The following is a 26,514-nucleotide window of genomic DNA, read 5'->3' on the forward strand; positions in this document are numbered from 1 at the left end:
TGTAATAAATTGATAGAGGTGTTACATTTTGAAATATAAATTAATTGCTACAGGAATTCTTGCTGGAAGTCTATTATCCTACTCATCTAATACATTTGCAAATACTCATAAGTTCCCAGATGTTCCTGCATGGGCGGACAAATCCGTTAATTATTTAGTTGATAAACAGGTATTGAATGGCTATCCAGACGGAACTTTCGGTTCAAATGACTCATTAGACAGAGCTTCGGCTACAAAAATTATGACAAAAGTTTTAGGTATACAAATTGACTCTAATGCAAAACCATCATTTACAGATTCACAAAACCACTGGGCTACTCCGTATATTGCTGCTGCTGAAAAAGCTGGTATTGTTAAAGGTGAGGGTAATGGAATCTTCAATCCATCCGGAAAAGTAACTCGCGCTGCTATGGCTACGATGCTAGTAAATGCATATAAACTACAAAGCACATCAAATCATAACGAGCAGGTTAAATTTGAAGATTTAAAAGGGCATTGGGGAGAAAAATATGCCAATATTTTAATCGGTTTGAAAATTTCCAATGGTACTGAGAACGGTTGGCAACCAAATAGATTTATAACACGTGCTGAAGCTGCTCAACTTACTGCAAAAACAGATATGATGCAACATCGTCCAAAAAACCCATTAGAAAGTAAAACAATCATTATTGATCCTGGACATGGTGGCGAAGATCCTGGGAAATCCACAAAGGGATTACCTGAAAGTAAGATTGTACTAGACACTTCTTTACGTCTACAACAATTACTTGAAAAGCATACACCATTTACAGTTTTATTAACTCGTCAATCTGATAATAGACCAGGACATGATCAAAAAAGTTCTTTACAGGAACGTGTTAAATTTGCTAAGAAAAATCAGGGTAATATCTTTATAAGCGTACATGCAAATGCTTTTAATGGTAATGCAAAAGGGACAGAAACATATTACTATAAATCTTCTAAATCCGAAAAAACAAATCCTCATGTGGAAGAAAGTCGCGTTTTAGCAGAAAAAATTCAAACACGTTTAGTAGAGGCACTTCAAACACGAGACAGAGGAGTTAAACATGGAGACCTTCATGTTATAAGAGAAAATGACATGCCAGCTGTGTTGACGGAACTGGCGTTTATAGATAATGGTATTGATTACAGTAAATTATCTACGGAAAATGGCAGACAAATTGCAGCAGAAGCCATTTATGAAGGAATTTTAGATTATTATGAATGGAAAGGAAATAATGTATCTGAATATAGGCTGTAATAAGTAATTGAAAATATAGTAATTCTCGAAATGAAGAATTCTATAATTTTTTTGTATTTTTTTAAACAACAATTTTAAATTTGTATTTAAAATTGTTGTTTAAATCGTTACTTTATGTTTTAATAATATTGATAATAGTTATCAATAATAGTGAGAGGAAGATTAGTGAAACATGTGTTTTTAGTTAGTGTCATAAAGTTAATGAATTTCTATATTGTATGGCTATGAATCTATCTCTATTTTTGTGAACTAGAAATAATATATTTATATCTTTTAAATGTTTAAGAAGGAGTGGCTGTCTGTATGAAAAAAGCAAAAGAAATAGCTAAATGCGTTGCGGTAGCGTCCGTTATTATGTCTGGATCATTTGGTTTACAAGCAACATCTGCATTTGCAGAGTCTAAAGGAACTGTAGAAAATCTTCAAAATGGTGGGAAGGTCTATAATAGTTTTAAAACTACTTATGACATGAAGCAAAATATCAAAAATTCAATAAAGGTTTCTTTTATTGAGGATCCTTACGCAGATAAAAAGATTGCAATTGTTACCACCGATGGTAGTAATATAGATGCTAAATATACAATTAATAGCGGATACTATAACGCAGGTTTAAAATGGCCATCAGCCTATCATACTGAAGCAGAAATAACAAGTGGTGATAGTGCTCAATTCCATAAAGCTGCCCCAGTTAATACAATGACTTCAGCAAAGGTCACTTCTGAGGTAGGGTATACACTTGGTGGAAGTGTTAAAGTAGGAGTAAATGATAAAGGGCCAAATGCCGATGCAAGTATCACAGGTAGCTTTGCTTGGAAAGAAAGTGTATCTTATGATCAAGTAGATTATAAAACGGTATTGGAGACTCACACAGATAAAAAATTAAATTGGAAAGTAGGATTCCAATCATTTAATTTCCCAGAGTGGGGAATTTATAATCGTGATTCATTCAATACTTTCTATGGTAATCAACTATTTATGAAATCACGTAGTTATAATGAAGGAACGAATAATTTTGTTTCAAAAGATACAGTACCAGCTTTAACAGGATATGGTTTTTCTCCAAACGTAGTAGCGGTTATTACTGCTGATAAAACAGAAACTACATCAGATTTAAAAATAACAAATCGTAGAATTTCAGATCAGTACAATATCGAATGGGTAAGTTCAAAATGGTGGGGAACAAATAATAAAGATACATATAATGAATTCTTTACGAACCACTATAAATTAGACTGGAAAAACCATCAAGTTACTCTTGATAAACAAAAAGCCCTTGAAGAACAAATGAATAGTATCAACAGTGTGAATGATAAACTTAACAAAGGAAAAGGGAAATTATCTCTTTCAATGAATGGAAATCAACTCCAAGCTACGTCTAGCAATGCTGGTTATGGTATCAGTTACGAAGATAAAAATTGGGGTATCTTTGTAAATGGTGAAAAGGTCTATACTTTTAATGAAAAATCAACTGTAGGCAATATATCTAATGATATTAACAAATTAAACATTAAAGGACCTTATATCGAGATTAAACAGATTTAGTCAGAAAATGATGGACGATTGATGGACAATTATCTCATCAAGATACGAGTACGCTAGTTTATTTTAAATTTGTATAATGTAACGAAAGGACCAAAGTTTATCTATAAAATAAATAAACTTTGGTCCTTATTATGTTTTTATTCGCGCACGAAATTAAGATGAAATTAGATGTTTTTTGTCTATTCTTTTACTCAATTAGAAAAGAGCGTAAAGTAGTTGAAAGCTATTGATGCTACGCAAGGGGATATTGTTTAAAGTAATCAGAACCTCATCGGTTGTTAAGTTACCACTTTAAATATATAATTAAATTTCATTAAAAAGATACTCTATTCAAAGTCCTTATTGGGTTTTTGAAGTGAAATATATACTATTTGAGGTGTGTGAAATGGGGAAATCTCGAGAGCAGACGATGGAAAATATCTTAAAGGCTGCTAAGAAAAAATTTGGAGAGCGTGGCTACGAAGGTACGAGCATACAAGAAATTGCAAAAGAAGCGAAAGTGAATGTTGCTATGGCTTCTTACTATTTTAATGGGAAAGAAAACCTATATTATGAGGTATTTAAGAAATATGGCCTTGCTAATGAGCTACCCAATTTTCTTGAGAAGAATCAATTTGATCCTATCGATGCCCTTAGAGAATATTTAACGGTTTTTACTATACATATAAAAGAGAACCCTGAAATTGGATCATTGGCATATGAGGAGATTATTAAGGAAAGTGCACGATTAGAAAAGATTAAACCGTATTTCATAGGTAATTTTGAACAGTTAAAAGAAATATTACAGGAGGGTGAAAAGCAAGGAGTTTTTCATTTCTTCTCTATAAATCATACGATACATTGGATCACTTCTATTGTTTTATTTCCAAAGTTTAAAAAGTTTATTGATTCTTTAGGGCCAAATGAAACGAATGATACAAATCATGAATGGATACCAGAAGACTTAGTGAACAGGATTGTTACTGCATTAACAGATAAACCTAACGTGTAAATTATTCAGTGTATATGAATTCTATTATTACTATTTAAAGCCTAATTTCTCAATGTATTGTAGAGAAATTAGGCTTTTTTCAACACGTCATTAAAGTATTTATAATTCAATGACTCAATTTGCTGATTATATTTTCAAGTATTCGTTTTGAGCTACATAGATATAGTTTTTGTTGCAACTGTTTGTTGAAATGCTTTATCATGCTCAACAATAACCATTGTGGGATTAAATTGTTGAATAAGCTCTTCGATTTGCATACGGGAATAGATATCTATAAAATTTAGTGGTTCATCCCATATATATATATGAGCTTTTTCACATAAGCTTTTAGCGATAAGCAGTTTTTTCTTTTGTCCACCAGAATAATGAGATATATCTTTCTCAAATTGAATTCGGTCAAAGTCCATCTTACGTAGGATGGATTTAAATAAGGTCTCATCAATCTTGTGCTGTTCAATAAAGTCTGATAGCGATCCCTTTAAATGAGAAGTATCTTGTTGGACATAGGAAATGATGAGTCCTGTACCTAAAATAACTAAGCCTGTATGCTGTATCGGATGTCCTAGAATTAGTTTTAGGATACTACTTTTTCCGCTCCCATTCGTTCCATCAAGTACAATTCGGTCACCTTGTTCAACTATGAAGCTAATCGAATCATTCACAATTTGGTCATCGTACTTAACGGACACATCAACCAAAGTAATCAATTCATTTGATTTAAATTGTAATTGTTCCAATTTTAAGGACTCAGTTTTCTCCACATTTTTTAGTAATTTTGACTTTTCTTCAATAGCTTTTTGTTGTCTTGATTCAAGGTTTTTTGCTCTTTTCATCATCTTGGCTGCTTTATGACCTACAAACCCCTTATCCAACTTAGAGCCTGAATTCCTCGTTCCATTTTTTGAAGCTTCCACATCATGAGACCAACTTGCTGAACGCTTGGAAGACTGTTTTAATCTCCCTATGTCTTTTTGTAGACGCTCATTTGTAGCCTCTTCGTGCTCTTGCTGTCTATCAAAATTTAACTTCCAAGAAGAATAGTTACCACTCTGAACTTCAATATTTGCTCTATTTATAGATAGGATATGGTCAACGCACCCATCTAAAAAGATTCTGTCATGTGAAATTAAAATAAATCCTTTTTTCTTCCTTAGATAATCAGAGACTATCTTTCGTGCATCAGTATCTAAGTGATTTGTTGGTTCATCAATTAATAGGAATTGGCCCTCATTTAAAAACAGTGCAGCAAGCAACACCTTTGTTTGTTCCCCATTTGATAATGTTTTAAATGGTCTGTATATGACCTCAGCATCAACATTTAAATAGGATATCTCACGCAGAAATTCCCAATCTTCTGCTTGGGGACAAATTTCTTCAAGGATTTCATAAGTGAATTTGTTCTTATCTGCAACAGAGTAGGGGAAGTAATTGAATTCTACCGAAGCAAGGATTTTCCCACCATACTCATAATTCCCTAACAATAAATTAAAGAATGTCGTTTTACCTCGTCCGTTTCTACCGATAAATCCTAGCTTCCAATCCGTATCTATTTGGAAGTTTACACTTTCAAAAATATTATCAAAGCTACCTGGGTATGAAAAAGTTAAATCTTGGACTTTTATCATTGACATAATAATTCCTCCTTTATATATCGAAACGTTTCATATAAAGTCGGAACATCCATCCATTTTTTAATTGCTCTATATAAGTTTGATGGATATTAACGACTTATATAGAGCATTACATGTGTAACAATAGTGTCTGAAGTACTCATTTTTCTCGCTCCTTTATTTGTTAGGTACATTTAACAATTAATAAGTTCCAACTAACATAAACGGGAATAAAAAAATCTCCCAATTGTAATCGGAAGGATTAGTCTTTTGTCTATACTTAATAAGTACTTATTAATCATTTGAATCATGACAAATAAAGTATGAACTGAATTTTAAAAATGGATAGACTAACCCTATATTTTGTAGTTTGAAGTTATAAAATTCAACTTAAAATATAAATTAGTTAATCATTATTCATCCATCATTCCTTTCATAATTCTATTTTTAGAGTAACATTCTTTTTAGAGAGATGCAATATCAGCTTCAGCTTCACCTAATCCTAGATTATTTATAATTCTTTGAGTAAGGAGGAAATATGAAATTGACATCAATCTAAGTTGTAACTATAATAGTTACAGTTAGTTTCGAAAACTAATTCGAATTTCTATGTTAAAGATAGTATATTTTCATTCCTTTTTAAGTGTGACAGTTAGCAACTAACTATAATTCAATAGAGGATTGGATTTTATCTCATATTTAAAGAGTAGATAAGTTATACAATCCAAATTTATGATGCACAAATACTTGAAAAACTACATTTTTTAACTGATCCTTTTTGGAATCCTCAGTATTGAAAATTGTAAACATCTACAAAAAGTTAATAAGACTGTTGTATGTAGAAAGAAATCTTTTAAAAAGGTCATAATATGGATAATAGGTAGCACACATTTTAATTAGTAGGAGTTGTGCTACTATCAAGACATTTCTTAATAAAAGTATAGAAAAAACTCAAGAAGGTGAGTCCATTGCGTAAAAATGCATATGTGCAATTTTATGTATTGATATTGGCTTTAATAGCTTATATAAGCTTTTGCTTTATATTTTTATTTGTTCTTCCGAATCATTATTTCGTATCAGATTTTAATATCCGGATATCATCTTTAGTCGTTGAAACTACTGTATTTATCTCATTACTGTATTCTATATTATCCAGAAAAATTAAGTTAGGAGTATTCTGGATTTGCATAATTATTGCGATAGGGTGTTTCCTGATAGGAAATTTCATATCTGCTTTTCAAGTACTTAATGTAGAATTACCAATACAAAATTTTAATATCTCTGATATATTTTTGTTGTTTTTCTTATTTTTCTTTCTCTTTGCGTTTTTTTATAAAATTATGATGGAATGTAACAAATGGGAGAGAGCGTATTTACTTTGTGATTTATGCATTGTTGTTACTGCTATTTTTACATTAGAGTGGTACCTATTTAATAAACCTTCCGCAAATATCTTATTCTTTTCAATTGGAGATGTTTTTCTTTCATTTATTTTTCCGATTATAGATTTATTACTTCTATTACTTGGAGTTACACTAATCTTTCGACCTGCTATTTTCAATGCAAAAAGTAAATTGTTTATTTTTATCTTAGTATTAACTGGATTGGCTATTACGGACTACTTATATTTTTACTTACAAGATGATTTGTCAGATCGTTCAGTTATATTATTAAGGTGTTTGTATAGAGTTTTCCTATTATTTATCGCTATTGCTGCTACAATCCCAAAGAATACTTCTTCTAAAAGAAATTATTTTATTGTCAACCCGAAATTTGGAAGGGAACTTCTTGGCATATTTCCTTATCTTGCAGTTGCAGTCTTAATTGGCTTTACTTTGAAAGAACAAACTTCTTCAGCTACATTGATTACGGGAAATTGTATTGCTTTTGTATTTGTACTGATTCGTCATACAATTGTACGAATGCAAAACAAAGATTTAACCGAGACCTTAAAAGTGTTTAATAATCAATTAGAACAAACAGTATCTCAAAGAACAAGGGATTTAATAAACAAATCTAATGATTTGGTAAAAAATCAAGAGAGATTTAAGTCTTTATATGAGTATCATCCAGATCCTATTTTAACGATTGATTCAAATGGTATCGTATTAAATATAAACCAGGCTGGAAGTATGTTATTAGGAAAAGAAAGTGCTGCATTAATAGGGAAAGAGAGCTTCTCTATTTTTTTAGATGAAGATAAATCTGAATTGGAATCGGCTATAAAGAAAGGGAAACGATGTAGTTCATCTTCGTTACAGTTACGTGTGAAAAATAACAATGAGAAGGATATTCTCTTTTGGTATGTCACTATAGTTCCTATTATGATAGAAGGACAAACCTTTGGGAGTTATGTAATGGTAAAAGACATAACGAGGATGAAACAACAACAGGATGAGATAAATTATCTTGCGTTCCATGATACGGTGACGGAGATTGGAAATCGTATATTCTTCCAACAAGAATTAGATAGATCCATTAAGCGTGCACAAAAAACACAGGATAAGTTCGGGCTCCTGTATATTGATTTAAATCGCTTTAAGACCATTAATGATACATTGGGTCATTCGATTGGTGACAGAGTTTTAAAAGAAGTTGCCAAACGTTTTAGGACATGTCTGTCACCGACTATTCCTCTAGCAAGAATAGGTGGAGATGAGTTTGCAATCATTGTCCATAACCAAACAGAGCAACAGCTATTGGATTTGTGTAAAACTCTATTTCGTATAACTGAAGAACCATTTGTAGTAAATCAGCATAGTTTTTACTTATCTCTTAGTATAGGAATAGCAGTGTATCCATTTGGAGGAATAAATACTACTACACTTTTACAACACGCTGATATCGCTATGTATAGCGCAAAGGAAAAAGGTAACAATGCTGTTTGTATGTATGACGAGACATTATCACAAAAAGTAACTCGTCGATTACGATTAGAACAGGATTTACCAAATGCAATTGAAAATAATGAGTTATTTTTATTGTATCAACCACAAATTGATAGTAAGGCAGGTAAGGTTATTGGTGCAGAGGCTTTAATACGCTGGCAACATCCAGAGCTTGGGCTGATTTCTCCTTTTGAGTTTATACCTATCGCAGAAGAAACGGCGCAGATTATTTCAATTGGGAAGTGGACGTTACAGAAAGCGTGTCGACAACTGAAAGAATGGCATTCTGCGGGCTATTCAAATCTAAAGATGGGGATAAATTTATCAGCTATAGAGTTTGAACAGAAAGATTTTGTTCAAACAATGATATCTACCATAGAAGAGATAGGAGTACCTGCTAATTCAATTGATTTGGAATTAACAGAGCGAATAGCAATGGTAGATGAAAAAGAAACCTTATCGAAGTTAAAAGTATTAAAATCATATGGTGTACATTTATCAATTGACGATTTTGGTACAGGTTATTCTTCACTAGCGTATCTGCCTCTTTATCCAATTGATATTTTGAAAATTCCAAGAGAATTTGTTAATAGGATCGGAACTTCTACTGATGGAGATGAAATTATACAAACCATTATTTCACTTGCTCATACTTTAAACATGAAAGTGATAGCAGAAGGGGTGGAAACGAAGGAACAATTAAAAGTGTTACAACGTAATGGATGTTATCTAATTCAGGGCTATTACTACAGTAAACCTGTAAATGAAGATGAATTTATCGATTTTTTAAGTACAATGCAAAATGAATAAGTGAAAAATCAGTATCTGTATAAAGTAAAGTGAAAAGACGTTCTATCCATATGGATTTGAACGTCTTTCTTATGTTTATTTTCAGTAGTTATGCAGCAAGGTTTCAGCCTTTGAAAGTAAAATAAGTATCTATATTCCTTGTATTTTGGGCTAATGGGATATGAGGTGAAAATTGCTTCATGTGAAAACGCATTAGGGACAGCTTGTATATTCTTAAAGCAATTTGAAAAAGGATTAGCAGTTTGTATGGAATTAGGAAATGAAGAGTATGTATATCATTTCAATATTTTACATTCTCTTAATGAATATGAAGCAATTAAACTCTTAGAAGAAGTGAAAAAAGTGTTTCTTACTTCGAAAAGCAAGGTTTATGGGATTTCGTAGAAGAATATGCAGATCTAAAAAAGGAAGAAATTATACAATAATCACATGCTATCATTTTTAATAGCTAATTAACAAAGGGACTCCAATTATGGAGTCCCTTTGTTAATGGGGTAATGCTCTGGTTTATCTAATTATAACAATATTTGTAAAAAATGCAAAGGGGTCCTAGTTTGGAGGGGGAATTATTTAATCTTTTTTATTTAATAAAAGGGATAATATTTAGTTATCTTCGCTTCTTAATTATGTTTTCTATCACAATTTGAAGTGAATTTCATTTAATCTTATTTATTTTATAGGAATTATAAGGTATACTGAAAATAGGTGCGAAATGTACCATTTGAAAAAGAGTGAATTGCAAAAAGGAATCCGTAAAGGATTCCTTTTTTGTTTCTTTGAAAATGAAGCAATGTTCTAATTATCTCTTTCATTTCTATGAATGCGCTGCGATCTTATAAACTAAAAAAGAATTTTTGGGAAATTGCCATATTCCTGTAACAAAACAAAGGTATGTTATGTGTGTTAAATATAAAGAGAAAGAAGGAAAAGTTGTGAAAAAAATTTTGCCAATTGTTGCGTTATTAGGCATGATGAGTTTCGGAGTACAGGAAATGAATGTAAGAGCTGATACATACCACAAAGGCGATTCAAAAATTAGTTTTTGGGATTCGAAAAGAAAGGGTACTAATTTCATGAATAGTACGTCATTACCTGAAAACTATAAAAGTGCAAAAGAAGCTAATATTGAATATGTACGTTTAGCACCTGATAAATGGGCAAAAGATAAAGATTTTCTATTTGAGGATAAACCAGATACTTCTGGAAAGGATTTTCTGATAGGTAATGCAGATAACTATCAGGGATTAGTAAAGGAGGATTTAGAAAAATTAAAGGCGGATTTAGATGCCGCACAATCACAAGGAATGAAAGTTGTTCTTACAATGTTATCCTTACCTGGTGATCGATGGCGCCAATTTAATAATAACAAGAATGACGACAGAATATGGGAGGAAGAGAAGTATCAAGAACAAGCAAGTCAATTTTGGAAGGATCTTGCTTTGGAATTAAAAGATCACCCCGCGGTGGTTGGTTATAATATTATAAATGAACCACATCCAGAAACAGCTAAAAATAATAGATATAATGATTTTTGGACGGAAGATTATGAGAAATGGTATGCAAAAGTGAAGGGAACGACAGCGGATTTAAACAGATTTTATCAAAAAGTAATCAATTCCATTCGTGAAGTAGACCAAGAAACACCGATTATTTTAGATTCAGGTTTATATGCTACTCCATGGGCCTTTAAATATTTAAAACCAGTAAATGATAAAAAAACCCTATATGCATTTCATATGTATGAACCATATGAATTAACGAGTCAAGGTGAAAAACAAAATAAGGAGTATCAATATCCAGGATTAGTAAAAGTAGGAGATTTAGAGAAACCTGTAATGTGGAATAAGCAGGGATTAGAGCAATTTTTGAAGCCAATCCAACAATGGTCTAAGAAAAATCATGTATCATCTAATCGAATTATTGCAGAGGAGTTTGGAATTAACCGTACTGTTCCAGGAGCTACCCAATACATGCAAGATCTTATTTCTATCTTCAACCAAAAAGGTTGGCATAAATCATTCTATGCATTTCGTGAAGACACATGGACAGGGATGGATTATGAATTGGGAACAGGAAAAATAAAATGGGATGAAGAGGGTAAACCGATGCGTCAAGATAATTCACTCTGGGATGTAATAAAAAAAGATTTACAAACGCGTAAATAGTTTAGAATATTAGGCCTAAGGACTAAATGTAAGCATCTAATTCAAATAGAATTAGATGCTTTTTATTTCGAAAAAAGGTGGAGTTGAATTAAAGATTCCATCTTTTCTTTTGCATAAAGAGTACCAATCAGGTTTATTTACAACGAAAAATAAGATTTTTAGAGAATAGCTTAGAAAAAAATTGTGGAGGTTCAAACAAATGTGGTCACAATTGTTTAAACCTTTAAAGTAAATAAGTTTTATGAATTTTTTGTGAGATTCCAACCCTTAAATGTTGAAAATTATTTACTGATTTCTCCAATTGGGTGTATTTCTCCAATTAGATGGGAGTTTAGAATACAGAATCAAAACATAATAGGCTGTTATCGATGAGTTTATCGTAAAGTTGTTATTTAATGTGTCATCAAATAACATTTATATACAATAATAAATAAAGAAAAGGAGATATTTATGAAAAAATATAGAGTAATAGACACAACTTAAATAGTATGAATAGTTTAGATTGTAAAAACATGAAGAAGAAAACAAAAAATCCTTAAGAGTACTAAGGAAAAATGAGGGAGATAATATGGGGAATAATTCAAAACATAAAACTAGAAAAATACTTGCAGCTACTGCTACAGTAACTATGCTTGCGACTGGAATGATTTCTTCATCAGATGTCTTTGCGGAGCAAAAGGAGCAGCAAAAAAATTTATCGACATCACTGCAAAGTGAAAAGTCAGTTAAATCAGAAAATATAACATTTACAGTCCCAGGAAAAGGAGATGTTGAGGTACTAAAACAACAGGAAAGAAAAAGTATGGCATTTAGTCCATATGAACCAACTGGTTTATATGCAAAACCAAATGAACAAATAACGATTAATGTAGAAGGTAATCAAGATATTCAGGTATATATTGGAACGTATTCGTATGATGCTTCTTGGAGAGAAGATTCTAAGATAAAATCATTTACATTAAAACCTGGTGTAAACACAATCCAATCTCCAAATGGGGGGCTGATTTATTTTTATAATAAACAGCAAGGTGGTACCATTCGAACAACAATCACAACAGGTGGAACGACTACGCCTTTCTTTGAACTAGGAAAGCATACGAAACAAGATTTAATAAACATGCTGGACCAATATCCTAATGCACATGCAGTGGAGTTAAAAGGCGAACGTGTATTAATTACGGCCAGCCCTGCACGTGTTAAGAAATATTTGTTGGGTTCTAATACAGATCCTGTACAACTCTTAAAAAAGATGGATGAAGCTACTCGAATTCAAGACAAAGTAGCTGGATTATCTGAAGAACAAGTAGATAAACATTATGTTCATTACGTAGAAGAAAATCATTCTCCTGATTATTATATGTATGCAACTTCTTATCGAACAGCATATGTAGGAGATGCAATCCAATACGTGTTAGATATTAATAAATTTATAACAGATGGCTGGGGCCCTTGGCATGAGGCAGGACATTTGAGACAACAATCGCCCTGGAAGTTTTATAATATGACAGAAGTACAAAATAATATATACAGCCTTTCTGTAGAAAAAGCATTTAATCAACCATCCAACTTAGAGAAAAGTGGAATTTATCCAAAAGCATTTCAATATTTAGAACAAGTGAATAAAAATTATGATGAAATTAGCGATGTTTTTGTAAAGCTTGTTATGCTTTGGCAACTACAGTTAGCGTATGGAGAGGATTTTTATCCTAAATTGCATCAATTGTATAGAGACATGCCTTCAAGTGAACTTCCACAAACTGATGAAAATAAAAAACAATTATTTATGATTTCAGCATCAAAAGTAGCCAAACAAAATTTGATTCCTTTCTTTGAGAAGTGGGGATTACGTCCAAATAACGATACCATTCAAAAGGTAGCTGCATTAGGATATCCAATTTTAACAGCAGAGATTTGGAAGGGTACGGATTCTAATCCAATTAAACCAGATATGCCTGATGTAAATAATATTTTAGAAGGAAACCAGTTTGCATGGTCGCTGAAAGGGATTGGAGATTTTGAATTCGCAAAAGTAAATTTAAATAAATCAACAGAAGAAATGCAAATTGATCTAAAAGCAGGTGTACCACATAACTACTTTGATAGTACATATGCAAGTATTAAAGTGCAAAACACATCAGGTAAAGTAGTATATAACAAGGAGTTTTATGGGAATAAACAGCAAAATGCTGGAACACAAAAAGTTTCAGTAAAGACCGGTGATCTTATTGAGCTTACACATTTAGAAGGCAGAGAGAGGGCAACATTAATAAATTTAGATAACAATAAACGTGAAAACCTTGATAAAAAAGTAATGTATGAAGTTACAAAGGATGGCCTGAAAAAAGTAAATCAAATTGTTAATCCGAAACCAGATACAGAAGCGCCCACACAGCCACAAGGATTATATGCAAGTAACCTTACTTCTAACAGTGTAGAGCTAAAATGGAATCCTTCTACAGATAATATAGGTGTAAAAGAATATCAGGTATTACGTGATGGACAATTGATTCAAACCGTACAAGGAACGACATTTATTGATCAAAACTTAACAGCTAATAAGGAATATAAATATGCAGTAAAGGCTGTAGATGCAGCTGGAAATACATCAATTCAAAGTGAAATTCTTCCGGTAAAAACCAAAGATCAAAATGTATCTTATGAAAAATGGGATCCAAAGAAGGCATATACAAAGGGCGATAAAGTAGAACATCAAGGGACGGTGTATGAAGCGGTTCAAAATCATCAAGGAAATGGTGACCCGAATTGGATATTTGCGTTATCTTTATGGAAACCACTTACAATCAAATAACATGTAAGAATTAGATGTGAAGATAGAACAACATAAAATTGGGGCAGTATTTTAAAGATTTACTGGATGTTGTTTGAATTTTGATAGATTTCTCTACTAAGTTATTATTCAATAATAAAAATTAGAAAAGGATGTAGATTAGTGATTAGTCAGAAAACGAAGAAAAGATTTAATAAAGTTATTATAATGACCGCAGCATGTAGCATGTTTTCTATGTTTGGAGCGTCTATTTCGCACACTAAAGCTGCAACACATTCAGCTGCTCCAGCAGTTTATGTGAGTCCCCAAAATATACCTGCCTCAGATATTATTAGTATAGACTGGTCACCAGTTCAGACTCCACCTTATACGTACTGGGCTGTACACAACTGGAATGCAGGTGGTGAAGCTGGAGGATATGCTGGTTTTCAACAACAAAGTGGGTTTGATGAAAATGGAAAACGTACTTTACATTTTGCCTTATGGGATCCAATTTCCTCAAAAGAAGCAATAAAGGCCGAATACTTATCTCCGAATTCGCAAGCTGGACCCTTTGGGGGAGAAGGAACAGGAATGAAGGTTCAAACAACTTATGGTTGGAAAGACTACAATTGGTACACAATGACAATGCGTTCATGGCAAGAAAATGGTCATACTAAATTTGGACAATGGATGAAAGATGTAACAAAGAATAAATGGCATCAGATTGCAATTATGGACTTTCCGGTTGCTAATGTTGCATTTAATCATGGATTAGGAATGTTTCAAGAAGACTGGGCTGATAGTGGACAGAATGTTCGAGAAGCGCGCCTAAAAAATGGTTATAGCCGAAAATTAGTTGATAAACAATGGAGTTCTTGGAATAATCAAAGTATTTCTGGAACGCATGATAATACTTATCAATATGATGGAGGATCTACTTCAGAATATGTATGGGTCAAAGCAGGAGGTAATACGCAGTCTACTATTGGGTCAGGAAAAATATTCACGCTAAATCAACCTACTCAACCTGAAATAGGAAAACTAGATTTTGATATCCAATCTATATATTATGAAAATGAAAAATTAAATGTATCTTGGAAACTAAAAGAAAATAGTACACCGCAATTTAAGGGGAAAATTGAAATTTATAACAATGAAAATATGACGGGCCAACCTATTAACGTAATTAATGATATTAAATCTTATCAAAATGGAATCAGTCAATCTATATCATTACCAACAAATGCTTATGCAAAAATTGTATTAACGGATATATTTGATCAAACTGTTGAGAAAAAGGTACAAATCAAAAATGAATCTCCAAACATTTTTGAAGGTAATGAATTTGCATGGTCGCTGAAAGGGATTGGAGATTTTGAATTTGCGAAAGTAAATTTAAATAAATCAACAGAAGAAATGCAAATTGATCTAAAAGCAGGTGTACCACATGACTACTTTGATAGTACATATGCAAGTATTAAAGTGCAAAATGCAACAGGGAAAGTAGTATACAATAAAGATATTTATGGAAACAAACAGCAAAATGCTGAATCGCAAAAAGTTCCAGTCAAAGTAGGCGATTATATAGAGTTAACACATCTAGAAGGTGTACATAGAGCCACTCTTACAAATGTAGATAATAGTAAACAAGAGAGCTTTGGAAAAAAAGCAATATACGAAGTTACAAAGGAAGGCCTGAAGAAAGTAGAAAAAATGCCAGAAGCAACAATTTTAGAAGGAAACAAGTTTGCCTGGTCATTAAAAGGATATAGTGATAGAGAAATTGCAAAAGTAGATTATGATAAAACGGTAGAAGAGATGAAGGTAAAACTAGAAGCAGGTGTACCACATTCCTATTTTGCTAGTACGTATGCGAGTATTAAGGTCCAGAATTCTTCTGGTAACGTTCTGTACAATAAGGAAATCGTGGGAAATAAACAACAAAATGCTGAAAACCAAACTGTGCCCGTCAAGGTAGGGGATTACATTGAATTTATCCATATAGAAGGAGAAGCAACAAAGGAAAAAACGCGAGCAACTTTAATTAACCTTGAAAATAACAAAAATGAAACCATTGGAAAAACAGCAAGATATCAAGTTACAAAAGAAGGCTTGAAGAAAGTAGAGAAAATGCCAGAAACAACGGTTTTAGATGGAAATCAATTCGCTTGGTCATTAAAGGGATATAATGATCGAGAAATCGCGAAAATAGAATATAACAAAGCAACAGAAAAAATGCAGCTTAAATTAGAAGCGGGTATACCCCATTCTTATTTTAGTAATACGTATGCAAGCATTAAAGTCCAGAATTTATCTGGTAATATTTTGTACAATAAAGAAATTATAGGGAATAGACAACAAGATGCTGAGAGCCAAACCGTTTCAGTCAAAGTAGGAGATTGTATTGAGTTTACTCATATAGAGGGAGAAGCACAAAAGGAAAAGACACGCGCCACACTTACTAATCTTGAGAATAGTAAGCAGGAGTATATGGGAAAGAAAAGAATATATCAGGTTACCTCTATGGGATTATTAATAAAGTCATAGATTTCACTACAAAAGTTAAATTATAGATTTATATATTATATAAAAATCTTAACCATTATACGCATTAAAAAATTCTCAAGAGAATATAGATCGGCGGGTATAGTATGAACATATTTAAAGGGTTTCTAATTTCATCAATTGCAATGACCACATTTGTAGGAACAGATCTAATTTTACAAAATGATAGTATTCATAATAAAGTTTACGCTGAATCTTATAATGTCACATACAAAGAAAGAGATTCACAGGAAGAAAGATTAGTTGTAAAGTTTAAAAATCAAATTGACTTACCTTATGAAGATGGTATTGAGAAACGAATAAAAAATGGGGATTATGATAACAATTTAAAGAAGTTATTTTCCGAAAATACAGAACTTACTTTGAATCGTCTGTTCTCATCTGTAAATCCGATAGAGATTGAAAAGTTATCAGTACAATCTAAATCAGTTGCTAATGAATCAGCTAATAATTTATTAAATTATTATATTGTACAAGCTCCTAATAACATAGAAATAGAATTATTATTGAAAAAATTTGAAACATCTCCTCTCGTAGAGGAGGCTTATATACAAGAAAAACAAATTTTGACACCTCCTGAAATACAGTTACCAGATTTGTCTGTAAATCCGTACGATGATCCTAGATTTCAAAATCAAGGATATCTTGAAGCGGCACCAAAGGGAATTAATGCCTCGCATGCTTGGAGCATTAAAGGTGGTGACGGAAAGGGTACAACTTTTGTGGATATGGAATATGGATGGTTATTGAACCATGAGGATCTAGTTAATAAAAATATAAAGCTTATGTCTGGACAAAATATAAGCCAGCATAGAGCTCATGGTACTTCTGTATTAGGAATTGTTTCATCAGAAGATAATCAAATTGGAAATATTGGAATTGCACCAAGTGCAAATGTAAAAGTAATATCCCAGATCAGGGATAATGGAATTTATAATACAGCGGATGCTATTTTAAGTGCTGTACATAATTTACAAGCGGGAGATATTCTTTTATTAGAGGCACAAGCTTCGTATGATGGGTATGGGGATAAATATTTACCTGTAGAAGTACATCCAGATATTTTTGATGCAATTCGTGTTGGTGCAGATAAAGGGATTATTATTATAGAAGCTGGCGCAAATGGTTCAAACGACTTAGATAATTTTAAAGATCGTAATGGAAAAAAGATCTTAAATCGAAATAGTCCAGACTTCAAGGATTCAGGTGCTATTATGGTTGGGGCGGGATCATCAACTGTTCCACATAAACGTTTATGGTTTTCAAATTATGGAAGTCGATTAGATGTATATGGATGGGGAGAAAATGTTGATACAACATCAGCAAATCCAAGTCAAAATACTACAAATTTATATACATCAACATTTAGTGGAACATCAAGTGCTTCACCAATTATTGCTGGAGCAGCAACTTCGATTCAAGGTATTGCTAAAGAACATCGAGGTTCTCCTTATACACCAGCCGAATTAAGAAATATCTTAAGTAATCCGAATACAGGAACAAAATCTCAAGATCCGTGGAATGATAGAATAGGTGTTTTACCTGATCTAAAATCTATATTAGATAACTTAGGTTTTAATTCAGATATACCGGACTCTTCTAGTATTTTAGAAGGAAACCAGTTTGCATGGTCACTAAAAGGAATTAGTGATTTCGAGTTTGCAAAAATTAATTTCAATAAGTCAACAGAAGAAATGCAAATCGACTTAAAAGCAGGCGTACCGCATCATTATTTTAATGAAACGTATGCGAGTATTAAAGTACAAAATGCATCAGGAAAAGTAGTATACAATAAAGACATTTATGGAAACAAACAACAAAATGCTGAATCGCAAAGAGTTCCAGTCAAAGTAGGAGACTATATTGAATTAACACATCTAGAAGGTATTCATAGAGCTACTTTAACAAATGTAGGTAATAGTAAACAAGAAAGCTTTGGAAAAAAAGCAATATACCAAGTTACAAAGGAAGGTCTGAAGAAAGCAGAAAAAATGCCCGAAGCTACAATTTTAGATGGAAATCAATTTGCATGGTCACTAAAAGGAATTAGTGATTTCGAGTTTGCAAAAGTTAATTTTAATAAGTCGACAGAAGAAATGCAAATCGCCTTAAAAGCAGGCGTACCGCATCATTATTTTAATGAAACGTATGCGAGTATTAAAGTACAAAACACATCAGGAAAAGTGGTCTATAACAAAGAGATTTATGGAAACAAACAGCAAAATGCTGAATCGCAAAAATTTCCAGTCAAAGTAGGGGATTATATAGAGTTAACACATCTAGAAGGTGTACATAGAGCTACTCTTACAAATGTAGATAATAGTAAACAAGAAAGTTTTGGAAAAAAAGTCATGTACGAAGTTACAAAAGAAGGCTTGAAGAAAGTAGAAAAAATGCCAGAAACAACGGTTTTAGATGGAAATCATTTTGGGTGGTCTTTAAAAGGATATAGTGATAGAGAAATCGCAAAAGTTGATTATAATAGGACAACAGAGAAAATGCAGGTGAATTTAGAAGCAGGCGTACCACATTCTTACTTTAATAATACGTATGCAAGTATTACAGTAAAGAATTCGACCGGTAGTGTTGTGTATAATAAGGAAATAGTAGGAAATAGACAACAAACTGCTGAAATCCAAAAGGTGCCCGTAAAAGCGGGAGATTACATTGAGATTACCCATATGGAAGGGGAAGCAGTAAAGGAAAAGACACGCGCTACACTTATTAACCTTGAGAATAATAAACAAGAATATATAGGCAAAAAAAGAACCTATCAAGTTACTTCAACGGGATTAAACAAAATAGATTAACATGAAGAACCTTCTAATTATTAGTTAGATGCAAATAGTCGTTCATTATGAACGGCTATTTGGCTTTTATTTAAAGAAAAGTGAAATGAAACTACTCTCTCTTTTGTATATACTCTCCTTGCCATCAACTGCTACATTTGTTTATCAGGGGGGGGAATTTTAAAAATGTGCTTGAGAATTGATAAATGTTTAAGTGTTATAGATTTGAGAAAAAAGAAACAGAATAGTAAGGTATTTGTTGATAAATCCTCTCTGTTGTTACAATATTTTACATATTTGGTATGATATATATATGAGTTCTATGTATATTAAGGGAGGAATGAGAATGAAAAGTTTCATAACACGTGCAAGTGGTAATACAATCTCAAAAAGGTTAGTTTTAATGGTGTTGTCGATGGTTTTAATGATATTGATGATTACACCATCGAATGATGTATCGGCAGCCAATCTATCAAAAGCAGGTTCACTAAAAGGCGTAAATTTATTTAATGGAAGTTGGACAGTTGCTATACAGGCAGCAAATTTACAATATGTTTCGGCTGAGCCTTCGGGAAATATAATAGCAAATCGTAATGCAGTTAATGGATGGGAGAAATTCGAATTAATTTCGACTGGGGAATTATATACGTACGCTTTAAAAGCTAAAAGTAATGGGAAGTATGTTTCGTTTGAGCCAAATGGTAGAGTAGTAGCAGATCGTACATCAATTGGTGCATGGGAAAAGTTTATCTTATATAATGGTGGAGACAATAGGATATATGTATTACAAGCACTAAGTAATGGTAGATATATATCAGCAAATGGTGGTAGAGAATTAACAGCTACTAGTTATGTAGCTGGAAGCTGGGAAAGATTTGTTATTGTATACTTCTAAACTTTGAAGTGTTATATATCTAAATGATAATGGCATGTTTAGTTGGTATAAATACCTAATACAATAAAGTTTTAAGCATGTAATACAAGTGTATATTAACGTGTAAAAGGGCTGCAAATAATTAGCAGTCCTTTTTGCATGGACTTACTGAGGTTATAATGAGAAGAAAAAGAACCCTATAGGGTTCTTTTTCAAGGCATATTAACAGTAAGGAGAATCATGAAATGCTACTTCAAATCTTTATTAGGGGAAAGATTTTGAAAAAGCTTAACACGTATTTATTTTTACATAAATGTAAGATGTAGTAAATTGATAATGTTTATACTTACTATTACTAATATTCAATTAAGATAGTTAATACTATTTGTATGGTGTTAATGAAGTACATATTTAGAAAACTAATAATAGCCCCAAGTTGGTTAAATATGTCTAATATTATATTTTATTTGTTAAAAGAGCTTATAGTTATATCATTTCAAAAATTAATTAACATTTAAACAATTTTAACTGAAATTGGATGTGTATTAAATAAAATAGACAAAGACCCTGTAATAAATACAGGGCCGGATACAGGGTTAAGGGAACGCATAGTTTCTTAATATCATAGTAGCATATATTCTTTGTATAGCTACATGAGGATTTTGACAGAATTAAGAACAAGACAGAAAATCTGTAGGAAAGCAAATATAGTGCTGGAAATGTGATTTTAAATTAAGCTATAGGTATATTGAAATGGATGAAAACTCTTGAGTACAATGATTAAATTGCCTTTAATTATGAGGTTTAGGTTAGAGGGATAATTGGATCTTACTGAAAAGAAAAAATGTTTTTTAGATTAAAAGAAGAAAAGACACCTTTTGGGTGTCTTTTCTTTAGGTAAACAGTTCACATATTGCTGAATTAGATACGAAACCATAATTCGACTACGAAGTAAATCCTAACATAATCTGAACAGAAAAAAATGTAATATTACATTTTTAGTTTTTAATTATTTTATTCAATATAGAGAAGCAACGTAAATAAAAGGGCATGCAGTAGTATCTGCAGCCCTTTTTAGGAGGAACTCAAGACACCATTAGGACATGTATTGGAAACAGGTTCAAAAATAGTATGTGTGAAAAGAAAAAGTCCTATACCAAAAGTAGACAGGACCTTATCTTTTTTACATTTTAAAAAATGAAATTCTGTCCTTTTGAAATCAGTACAGCACACACTTGGTTCGAAATGAAATTAGAAAAAGTATACATGAAAATGGCAGACAACTATTTTGTTGCCTGCCGGTGCCAGTGGGTTGAATGAGTTAGTCAATTCAATAAATTGTGCTATCCCATTACCAGAAGATTGAAGCCGCTAGTTCAAACGGCTTAGACATAGTTTGTCTAATAAAGAAAAAATTATGAGTAGAAATTTTGTTTGCTCTATATGAAAAGATAAATAGATATTCATCAGACAAGGATAATTTAGCATATCTTGAATAGGGTGTAGGAATGAATTAAAGAAAGGGATATTTGTTTAGGAAGGGACTGACTCAGGAGTGGGACTTTCGGACAGGGTTTGGGGAGCGGTGATTGCCTTTGGCATTGCGACTAATATCGTTGCTTGTATAATGGCAGTATACATTCAAAAATATGAGCTAATGATAAATCATCTTATAAATATTTTATTTTTAATAATTATCTCTTTAACGTTTATAAAGATGAAAATTAACAGATGGGTGGCTTTAGGATTTACATTAGTTGTAATAGAGAAAGGTATTAAAGCGGGATATGACTTCTACACACATAATTATTATAGTGTCAGTTGGAGTTTAGCTATTATTGTCTATTGCATATACGAGATGGAAAAGTATCATATTGAAATAAACGAATAGGCGCAACAAAAAGGTGTTAGTAGGTGGAATTCTTTTTAAAATACTATAAAAAAGACACTACAAGAGTGTCTTTTTTTTGAAAATACTCTATAATTAACTTTGGGGAAGGTAATGTTAGAGTATTCGTTTAGCATTATCTTTATATTTGATAAACCATGAAATCGAAAGATTTTGTGGTTTATTTTATGAACAATAGATATTACAGTATTGGCAGTGAGCTATTAATCATTTTAAGCATTAGGGGAGAATGGATTAAAAGTCTAACATCGAATAACGGTTCCGGAATATAGTGTTGCGAAATGATCTCCCATATCCCAAACGGTACTTGCCTGTATATAGCCCTTAAAGCCTTCTGAAGAATAATAAATCTCTTTTGGTATACTTTCTTTAGTTTGGAAATGTGCTTTAGAGTACTTTACATAATGGTTTTTAACAACTTTTGCTTCTGGAACAATAGTGTTTTTTTGTTCCAATGTTGGCCTAGCACTAGAAGGTGGTATGAATTTTACATTGTCTTGGTAATTAGGATCTAAGGTGTCAGCTTGTACACTGTGTGACGAAACAAAGGTGCTTAGACTACTTCCCGCGATTAAAGTTGCAAATACTAACTTTGAGAATTTTGTTAATCTACTCATTCTATAATCTCCTTTTTATTATTTTGTAAGGTATCTCCTTACACCTCACAGTCTATATCCACTACAAAAGGGTGTACATACATATTGATAGACAAAATTCTACAAAATACCGCATGTTTTTGGGATTTATGTATAATAATCCAATGTCTAATAGTCTATCAAAAGTAAAAAGTAGGTCTTATATAAAAGAAAATGAATAATTTATGCAGGTAATGTATATGGAATTATTGTTTAAATATTCTAAAATGAGTTGATAAAGATGTTGGTAGGTTTTTTGGAAAACAAATAATTTCCTAGGTGAAATTTGGAAGGAAGATTCTCTGTTAGAGTTTTTATAAGGGAATTCATTTTCGTAGATTCAAAATGTAAAAATAACTAAAAGAGCAAGTGTTTCAATGGGTAAAAAGCTATGTTGAGTCTTTTTTCTCTGTCGGTGGTCGTCTAATCAATGAAATGACGGATGCTTATGATAGTTTGTGTCTAGCAACATTCGTGTATAAACGAATGAATTAAGAAAAGGGTGAAATATTGGATAACTCGAAATGGATGCCTTTAAGTAATGTTGATGATGATGAAATTTGGGTAGGAGCAAGAGTTAGGTTGTACAATGTTGGTATGAATAGAGAAGATAAAAAAAATAATTTCTATGAATATATTATTTCTTATATCTACGACAACACTAAATACTTACAACTAACTAATTTAACAACAGGAAAAGCAGGTTATATTATTTGTGTCATTGAAAAAGAATTACCAAATAATTATGCTTTGGGCAGAACATTAAAGCAAAGAATAGGTTTAGAAAATACCTATTTTAGATTTGAATAATCAACAAATAAGGGAAGCACCAACTCTAAGGTGTCTTCCCTTATTTAATACAATATTAACAGAGCCTAAATAAAAAAGTGAGAAAAATGATAAACATTCTTCTCACTTTCATCAATTAGGGTGGCATATACATAAATATGCGTTTGGGTGGATTTTTGGATGAAAAATCCACATGCATAGTATAACAAACTACATAAGGTAGATTATATGTAATATTGCATATAGGGAAAGATTCTTCTATAGAAATAAAATACAGTTTATACTGAATTATTTATTTATTATAAGGTAATAATATATTATCGGATTTTATATCTATTACTTATGTATACGTGTTACAATGAATTTCTCCAATTTATTTTATTCTTTTATATAGAATTTATGGTTTAGTTATCTCTTACAACAAAATCGGCCGTAGTAAATGATTCATGAATAGTGTGATGCATTTAGAATGGTTCAAAGGCTGTTAAACATAATCATACAAAGAATAAATTTATGTAGTTATTTTTTAGAGAATTTATTATGGTAAAGACTTCATCCGATTTGAATAGCGCTAAATTAAAATTTTTATCCAATCAAGGTCAAATAATATCTGTTAAATGAAGGTTATGTTTCATCCATTTTATTGGGAACAATTCGTAGTTTTAGAATTGCTGAATATGGAAAGATAACATATTCGAAAGGAGGATAGATAAAACGCTGCCTGTGAAATTTAAATCGTTAAATAAGGAAGTTGAGATGATAGGATTTAATAGGGGTTTCATTTCGAATGGTACTGTAAATATATGTAGAAAAAATAAAGGAGAAAAATTTAAATAAACTATATCAGTAGTAAAAGTGAAAGGGAGAAGTATCTAGTGTTTAATATAAAAGAAAGATTGGGACAAATAAAGCTTAAAACGAAGTTGTCTATGGCATTTATTGCAATATTAATTATACCAAGTCTAATCGTAGGAATATCATCTTATAATAAAGCAAAAACAGATCTTAATGAAACAATTTTACAATCAGCACAAGATAATATAAGTATTTTAGATAAGATTGTTGATGATGAATTAGAAAATAAGCAAACAGATGTCTCTCATTTTGCAAAGGTACTCACACAAGGGGATTATAATCCTGAACAATCGCAAAATGTACAGAGTAAATTTGATCAATATATACAGTTACATCCAGAGATAGAAACGATTTATACGGCATCCAGTAACAATCAATTTATTCATGCACCTGTTGGAAAAATACCAGAAGGGTTTAATCCGTTAGAAAGCAGTTGGTATAAGGATGCAGTAAAAGCAAATGGAGAGATCATTGTTTCATCTCCATATAAATCAAAGTCTACAGGAAATATGGTAATAGCAATTGCAAAGCAAAATGCAGATAAAAGTGGTGTCATTGGCGTAGATTTGAATATTAAAGATATAGTAAAAACATCCAAAATGATTAAAATTGGAAAGCAAGGATTTGTATCTATAGTCAGTCAAGATAAAACAATAGTTGTTCATCCATCACTAAAGCCAGGAGAGAAATTAGAGAAAACTTTAGCGGATGAACTGTACAAAAAAGAAGATGACGTAATTACTTATAGCCTTAACGGGGAAGATCGAAACATAAGCTTTAAGACAAACAAAAAAACAGGTTGGAAAATAGCTGGCGTAATGCCTACGAAAGAAATTGAAGAAGCTACCAATCCTATTTTTTATAAAACGCTCACTATAATAGGGGCTTCATTATTGTTAGGTGGAATTGTAATTTTATTCATACTTAGATCTATTATTAATCCACTAAGACAATTAGTTATTTCGGCCCAAAGAATTAGTCAGGGAGATTTAACCGAGAAAATAGATATTCGTTCAAAGGATGAACTTGGTCAATTAGGCGGTAGTTTCAATACAATGGCAGAGTCGTTACGTAATATTATTTCTCAAATTAACACATCTGCAGGACATGTAGCTGCGTCTTCTGAGGAACTAACTGCTAGTGTAGAACAAGCAAGCGTTGCGACGGAACAAATTACAAAAGAGATGGAAGAGATCTCGAATAGTGCAGAGGTTCAAAATAATGAAGTTGAGTCTGGAGCTGAATTAATTGGTGAGGTAACACGAAATATTCAATATGTAGCTGAGAATGCATCTGAAGTATCGGCTTCATCCATATACACAAAACAAAAAGCCAATGAAGGTGAACAATTAGTAGAACAAACTGTAACACAAATGCAGTCTATCCATCACTCTGTTTCTCAATCCGATAATGTAATAAAATTATTAGATAAGAAATCGCAACAAATTGGAAGTATATTAGAAGCGATTCAAAATATTGCGGAACAAACAAATTTATTAGCATTAAATGCAGCAATTGAAGCAGCTAGAGCAGGAGAACAGGGGCGAGGATTTGCAATTGTTGCCGATGAAGTTAGGAAGCTAGCAGAGCAATCATCCGATTCTTCGATGGAAATTGGAAGTTTAATTAAGGAAATACAAGCAGACGTACATGAGACTGTAAAAGCTATGAATGCAGTAGGAGTAGAAGTACAGTCGGGAATTAAGGTTGCGAATGATACAAAACAAAGTTTTTATGAGATTTCAAAATCTGCAAATGAAATTGTATCAAAAGTACATGGTATGGTAGAACTATCAAATAAAATGACAACTGATGCAATGAAAGTTGATACATCGATTGATCAAATAGCTATGGCTGTAAAAGAGAATTCTTCAAGTATGCAAACGATAGCTGGTTCATCTGAGGAACAACATGCTTCTATGGAAGAGATAAATTCTTCAGCAATACAATTAGCGCAGATGGCGGAAGAACTTCAAGAGTTAATTGGTGGATTTAAGATTTAAGTTGAGATTCTAGGAGAGAATGCTAGAATCTTGTTACAGAGTGGAAATGAAAAATCTT

15 protein-coding genes are annotated in these 26,514 nt (G+C 32.0%); 13 read left to right on the top strand and 2 right to left on the bottom strand.

The window, feature by feature from the left end:
* Positions 1-28 precede the first annotated feature (28 nt).
* From OXT04_RS19990 to hlyIIR, 3 genes are all read left to right on the top strand, one after another.
* Positions 29-1,261 carry an N-acetylmuramoyl-L-alanine amidase gene (locus OXT04_RS19990; protein ID WP_000875659.1) on the top strand — a complete coding sequence of 411 codons (1,233 nt, stop codon included), beginning with the start codon at positions 29-31 and terminating at the stop codon, positions 1,259-1,261.
* A 303-nt stretch (positions 1,262-1,564) separates the two neighbouring features.
* Positions 1,565-2,803 (top strand): hemolysin II HlyII, encoded by a 1,239-nt coding sequence (hlyII, locus tag OXT04_RS19995; RefSeq protein WP_000709371.1) that lies wholly within the window; start codon positions 1,565-1,567, stop codon positions 2,801-2,803.
* 385 nt (positions 2,804-3,188) lie between these two features.
* On the top strand, positions 3,189-3,794 hold the full coding sequence (gene hlyIIR, locus OXT04_RS20000; RefSeq protein ID WP_267417009.1) for a hemolysin II regulator HlyIIR: 606 nt from the start codon (positions 3,189-3,191) through the stop codon (positions 3,792-3,794).
* 152 nt (positions 3,795-3,946) lie between these two features.
* Here hlyIIR and OXT04_RS20005 read toward each other — a convergent pair whose 3' ends face one another.
* Positions 3,947-5,425: an Lsa family ABC-F type ribosomal protection protein gene (locus tag OXT04_RS20005; RefSeq protein WP_000061792.1), complete on the bottom strand. Its 1,479-nt coding sequence runs from the start codon at positions 5,423-5,425 to the stop codon at positions 3,947-3,949.
* Positions 5,426-6,372: 947 nt separating this feature from the next.
* Between OXT04_RS20005 and OXT04_RS20010 the strand changes: the two genes are divergently transcribed.
* The 8 genes from OXT04_RS20010 to OXT04_RS20045 all read left to right on the top strand — a co-directional run bounded on the left by OXT04_RS20010 (position 6,373) and on the right by OXT04_RS20045 (position 22,156).
* A complete protein-coding gene (locus OXT04_RS20010) occupies positions 6,373-9,102 on the top strand; it encodes a sensor domain-containing protein (protein ID WP_267417013.1) in 2,730 nt (909 codons plus the stop codon).
* A gap of 153 nt (positions 9,103-9,255) precedes the next feature.
* Positions 9,256-9,486: a hypothetical protein gene (locus OXT04_RS20015; RefSeq protein WP_029948057.1), complete on the top strand. Its 231-nt coding sequence runs from the start codon at positions 9,256-9,258 to the stop codon at positions 9,484-9,486.
* 512 nt (positions 9,487-9,998) lie between these two features.
* Positions 9,999-11,267 (top strand): glycoside hydrolase family 5 protein, encoded by a 1,269-nt coding sequence (locus tag OXT04_RS20020; RefSeq protein WP_000337846.1) that lies wholly within the window; start codon positions 9,999-10,001, stop codon positions 11,265-11,267.
* A gap of 568 nt (positions 11,268-11,835) precedes the next feature.
* Positions 11,836-14,076: a M60 family metallopeptidase gene (locus tag OXT04_RS20025; RefSeq protein ID WP_000527910.1), complete on the top strand. Its 2,241-nt coding sequence runs from the start codon at positions 11,836-11,838 to the stop codon at positions 14,074-14,076.
* 141 nt (positions 14,077-14,217) lie between these two features.
* Positions 14,218-16,584 carry a putative mucin/carbohydrate-binding domain-containing protein gene (locus OXT04_RS20030; RefSeq protein WP_097821379.1) on the top strand — a complete coding sequence of 789 codons (2,367 nt, stop codon included), beginning with the start codon at positions 14,218-14,220 and terminating at the stop codon, positions 16,582-16,584.
* Between the two features lie 104 nt (positions 16,585-16,688).
* On the top strand, positions 16,689-19,412 hold the full coding sequence (locus OXT04_RS20035) for a putative mucin/carbohydrate-binding domain-containing protein (protein ID WP_097821378.1): 2,724 nt from the start codon (positions 16,689-16,691) through the stop codon (positions 19,410-19,412).
* A 325-nt stretch (positions 19,413-19,737) separates the two neighbouring features.
* A complete protein-coding gene (locus OXT04_RS20040; RefSeq protein ID WP_000834557.1) occupies positions 19,738-20,286 on the top strand; it encodes a fascin domain-containing protein in 549 nt (182 codons plus the stop codon).
* Positions 20,287-21,820: 1,534 nt separating this feature from the next.
* On the top strand, positions 21,821-22,156 hold the full coding sequence (locus tag OXT04_RS20045) for a hypothetical protein (RefSeq protein WP_097821377.1): 336 nt from the start codon (positions 21,821-21,823) through the stop codon (positions 22,154-22,156).
* 260 nt (positions 22,157-22,416) lie between these two features.
* On the opposite strand, the gene OXT04_RS20050 is transcribed toward OXT04_RS20045, so the two are convergent.
* Positions 22,417-22,791, bottom strand: a complete 375-nt coding sequence (locus OXT04_RS20050) for a hypothetical protein (protein ID WP_000088962.1) — start codon at positions 22,789-22,791, stop codon at positions 22,417-22,419.
* 546 nt (positions 22,792-23,337) lie between these two features.
* On the opposite strand from OXT04_RS20050, the gene OXT04_RS20055 reads away from it, so the two are divergent.
* Together OXT04_RS20055 and OXT04_RS20060 are read left to right on the top strand one after the other, a co-directional pair.
* Positions 23,338-23,619 carry a hypothetical protein gene (locus OXT04_RS20055; RefSeq protein ID WP_267417086.1) on the top strand — a complete coding sequence of 94 codons (282 nt, stop codon included), beginning with the start codon at positions 23,338-23,340 and terminating at the stop codon, positions 23,617-23,619.
* Between the two features lie 854 nt (positions 23,620-24,473).
* The gene (locus OXT04_RS20060; protein WP_141537081.1) at positions 24,474-26,456 is read left to right on the top strand and encodes a methyl-accepting chemotaxis protein; all 1,983 of its coding nucleotides are present in this window, start codon (positions 24,474-24,476) and stop codon (positions 26,454-26,456) included.
* Positions 26,457-26,514 lie beyond the last annotated feature (58 nt).

The organism is Bacillus sp. GC_Bacil_1 (genome assembly GCF_026540675.1).
Classification (GTDB): Bacteria; Bacillota; Bacilli; order Bacillales; family Bacillaceae_G; genus Bacillus_A; species Bacillus_A cereus.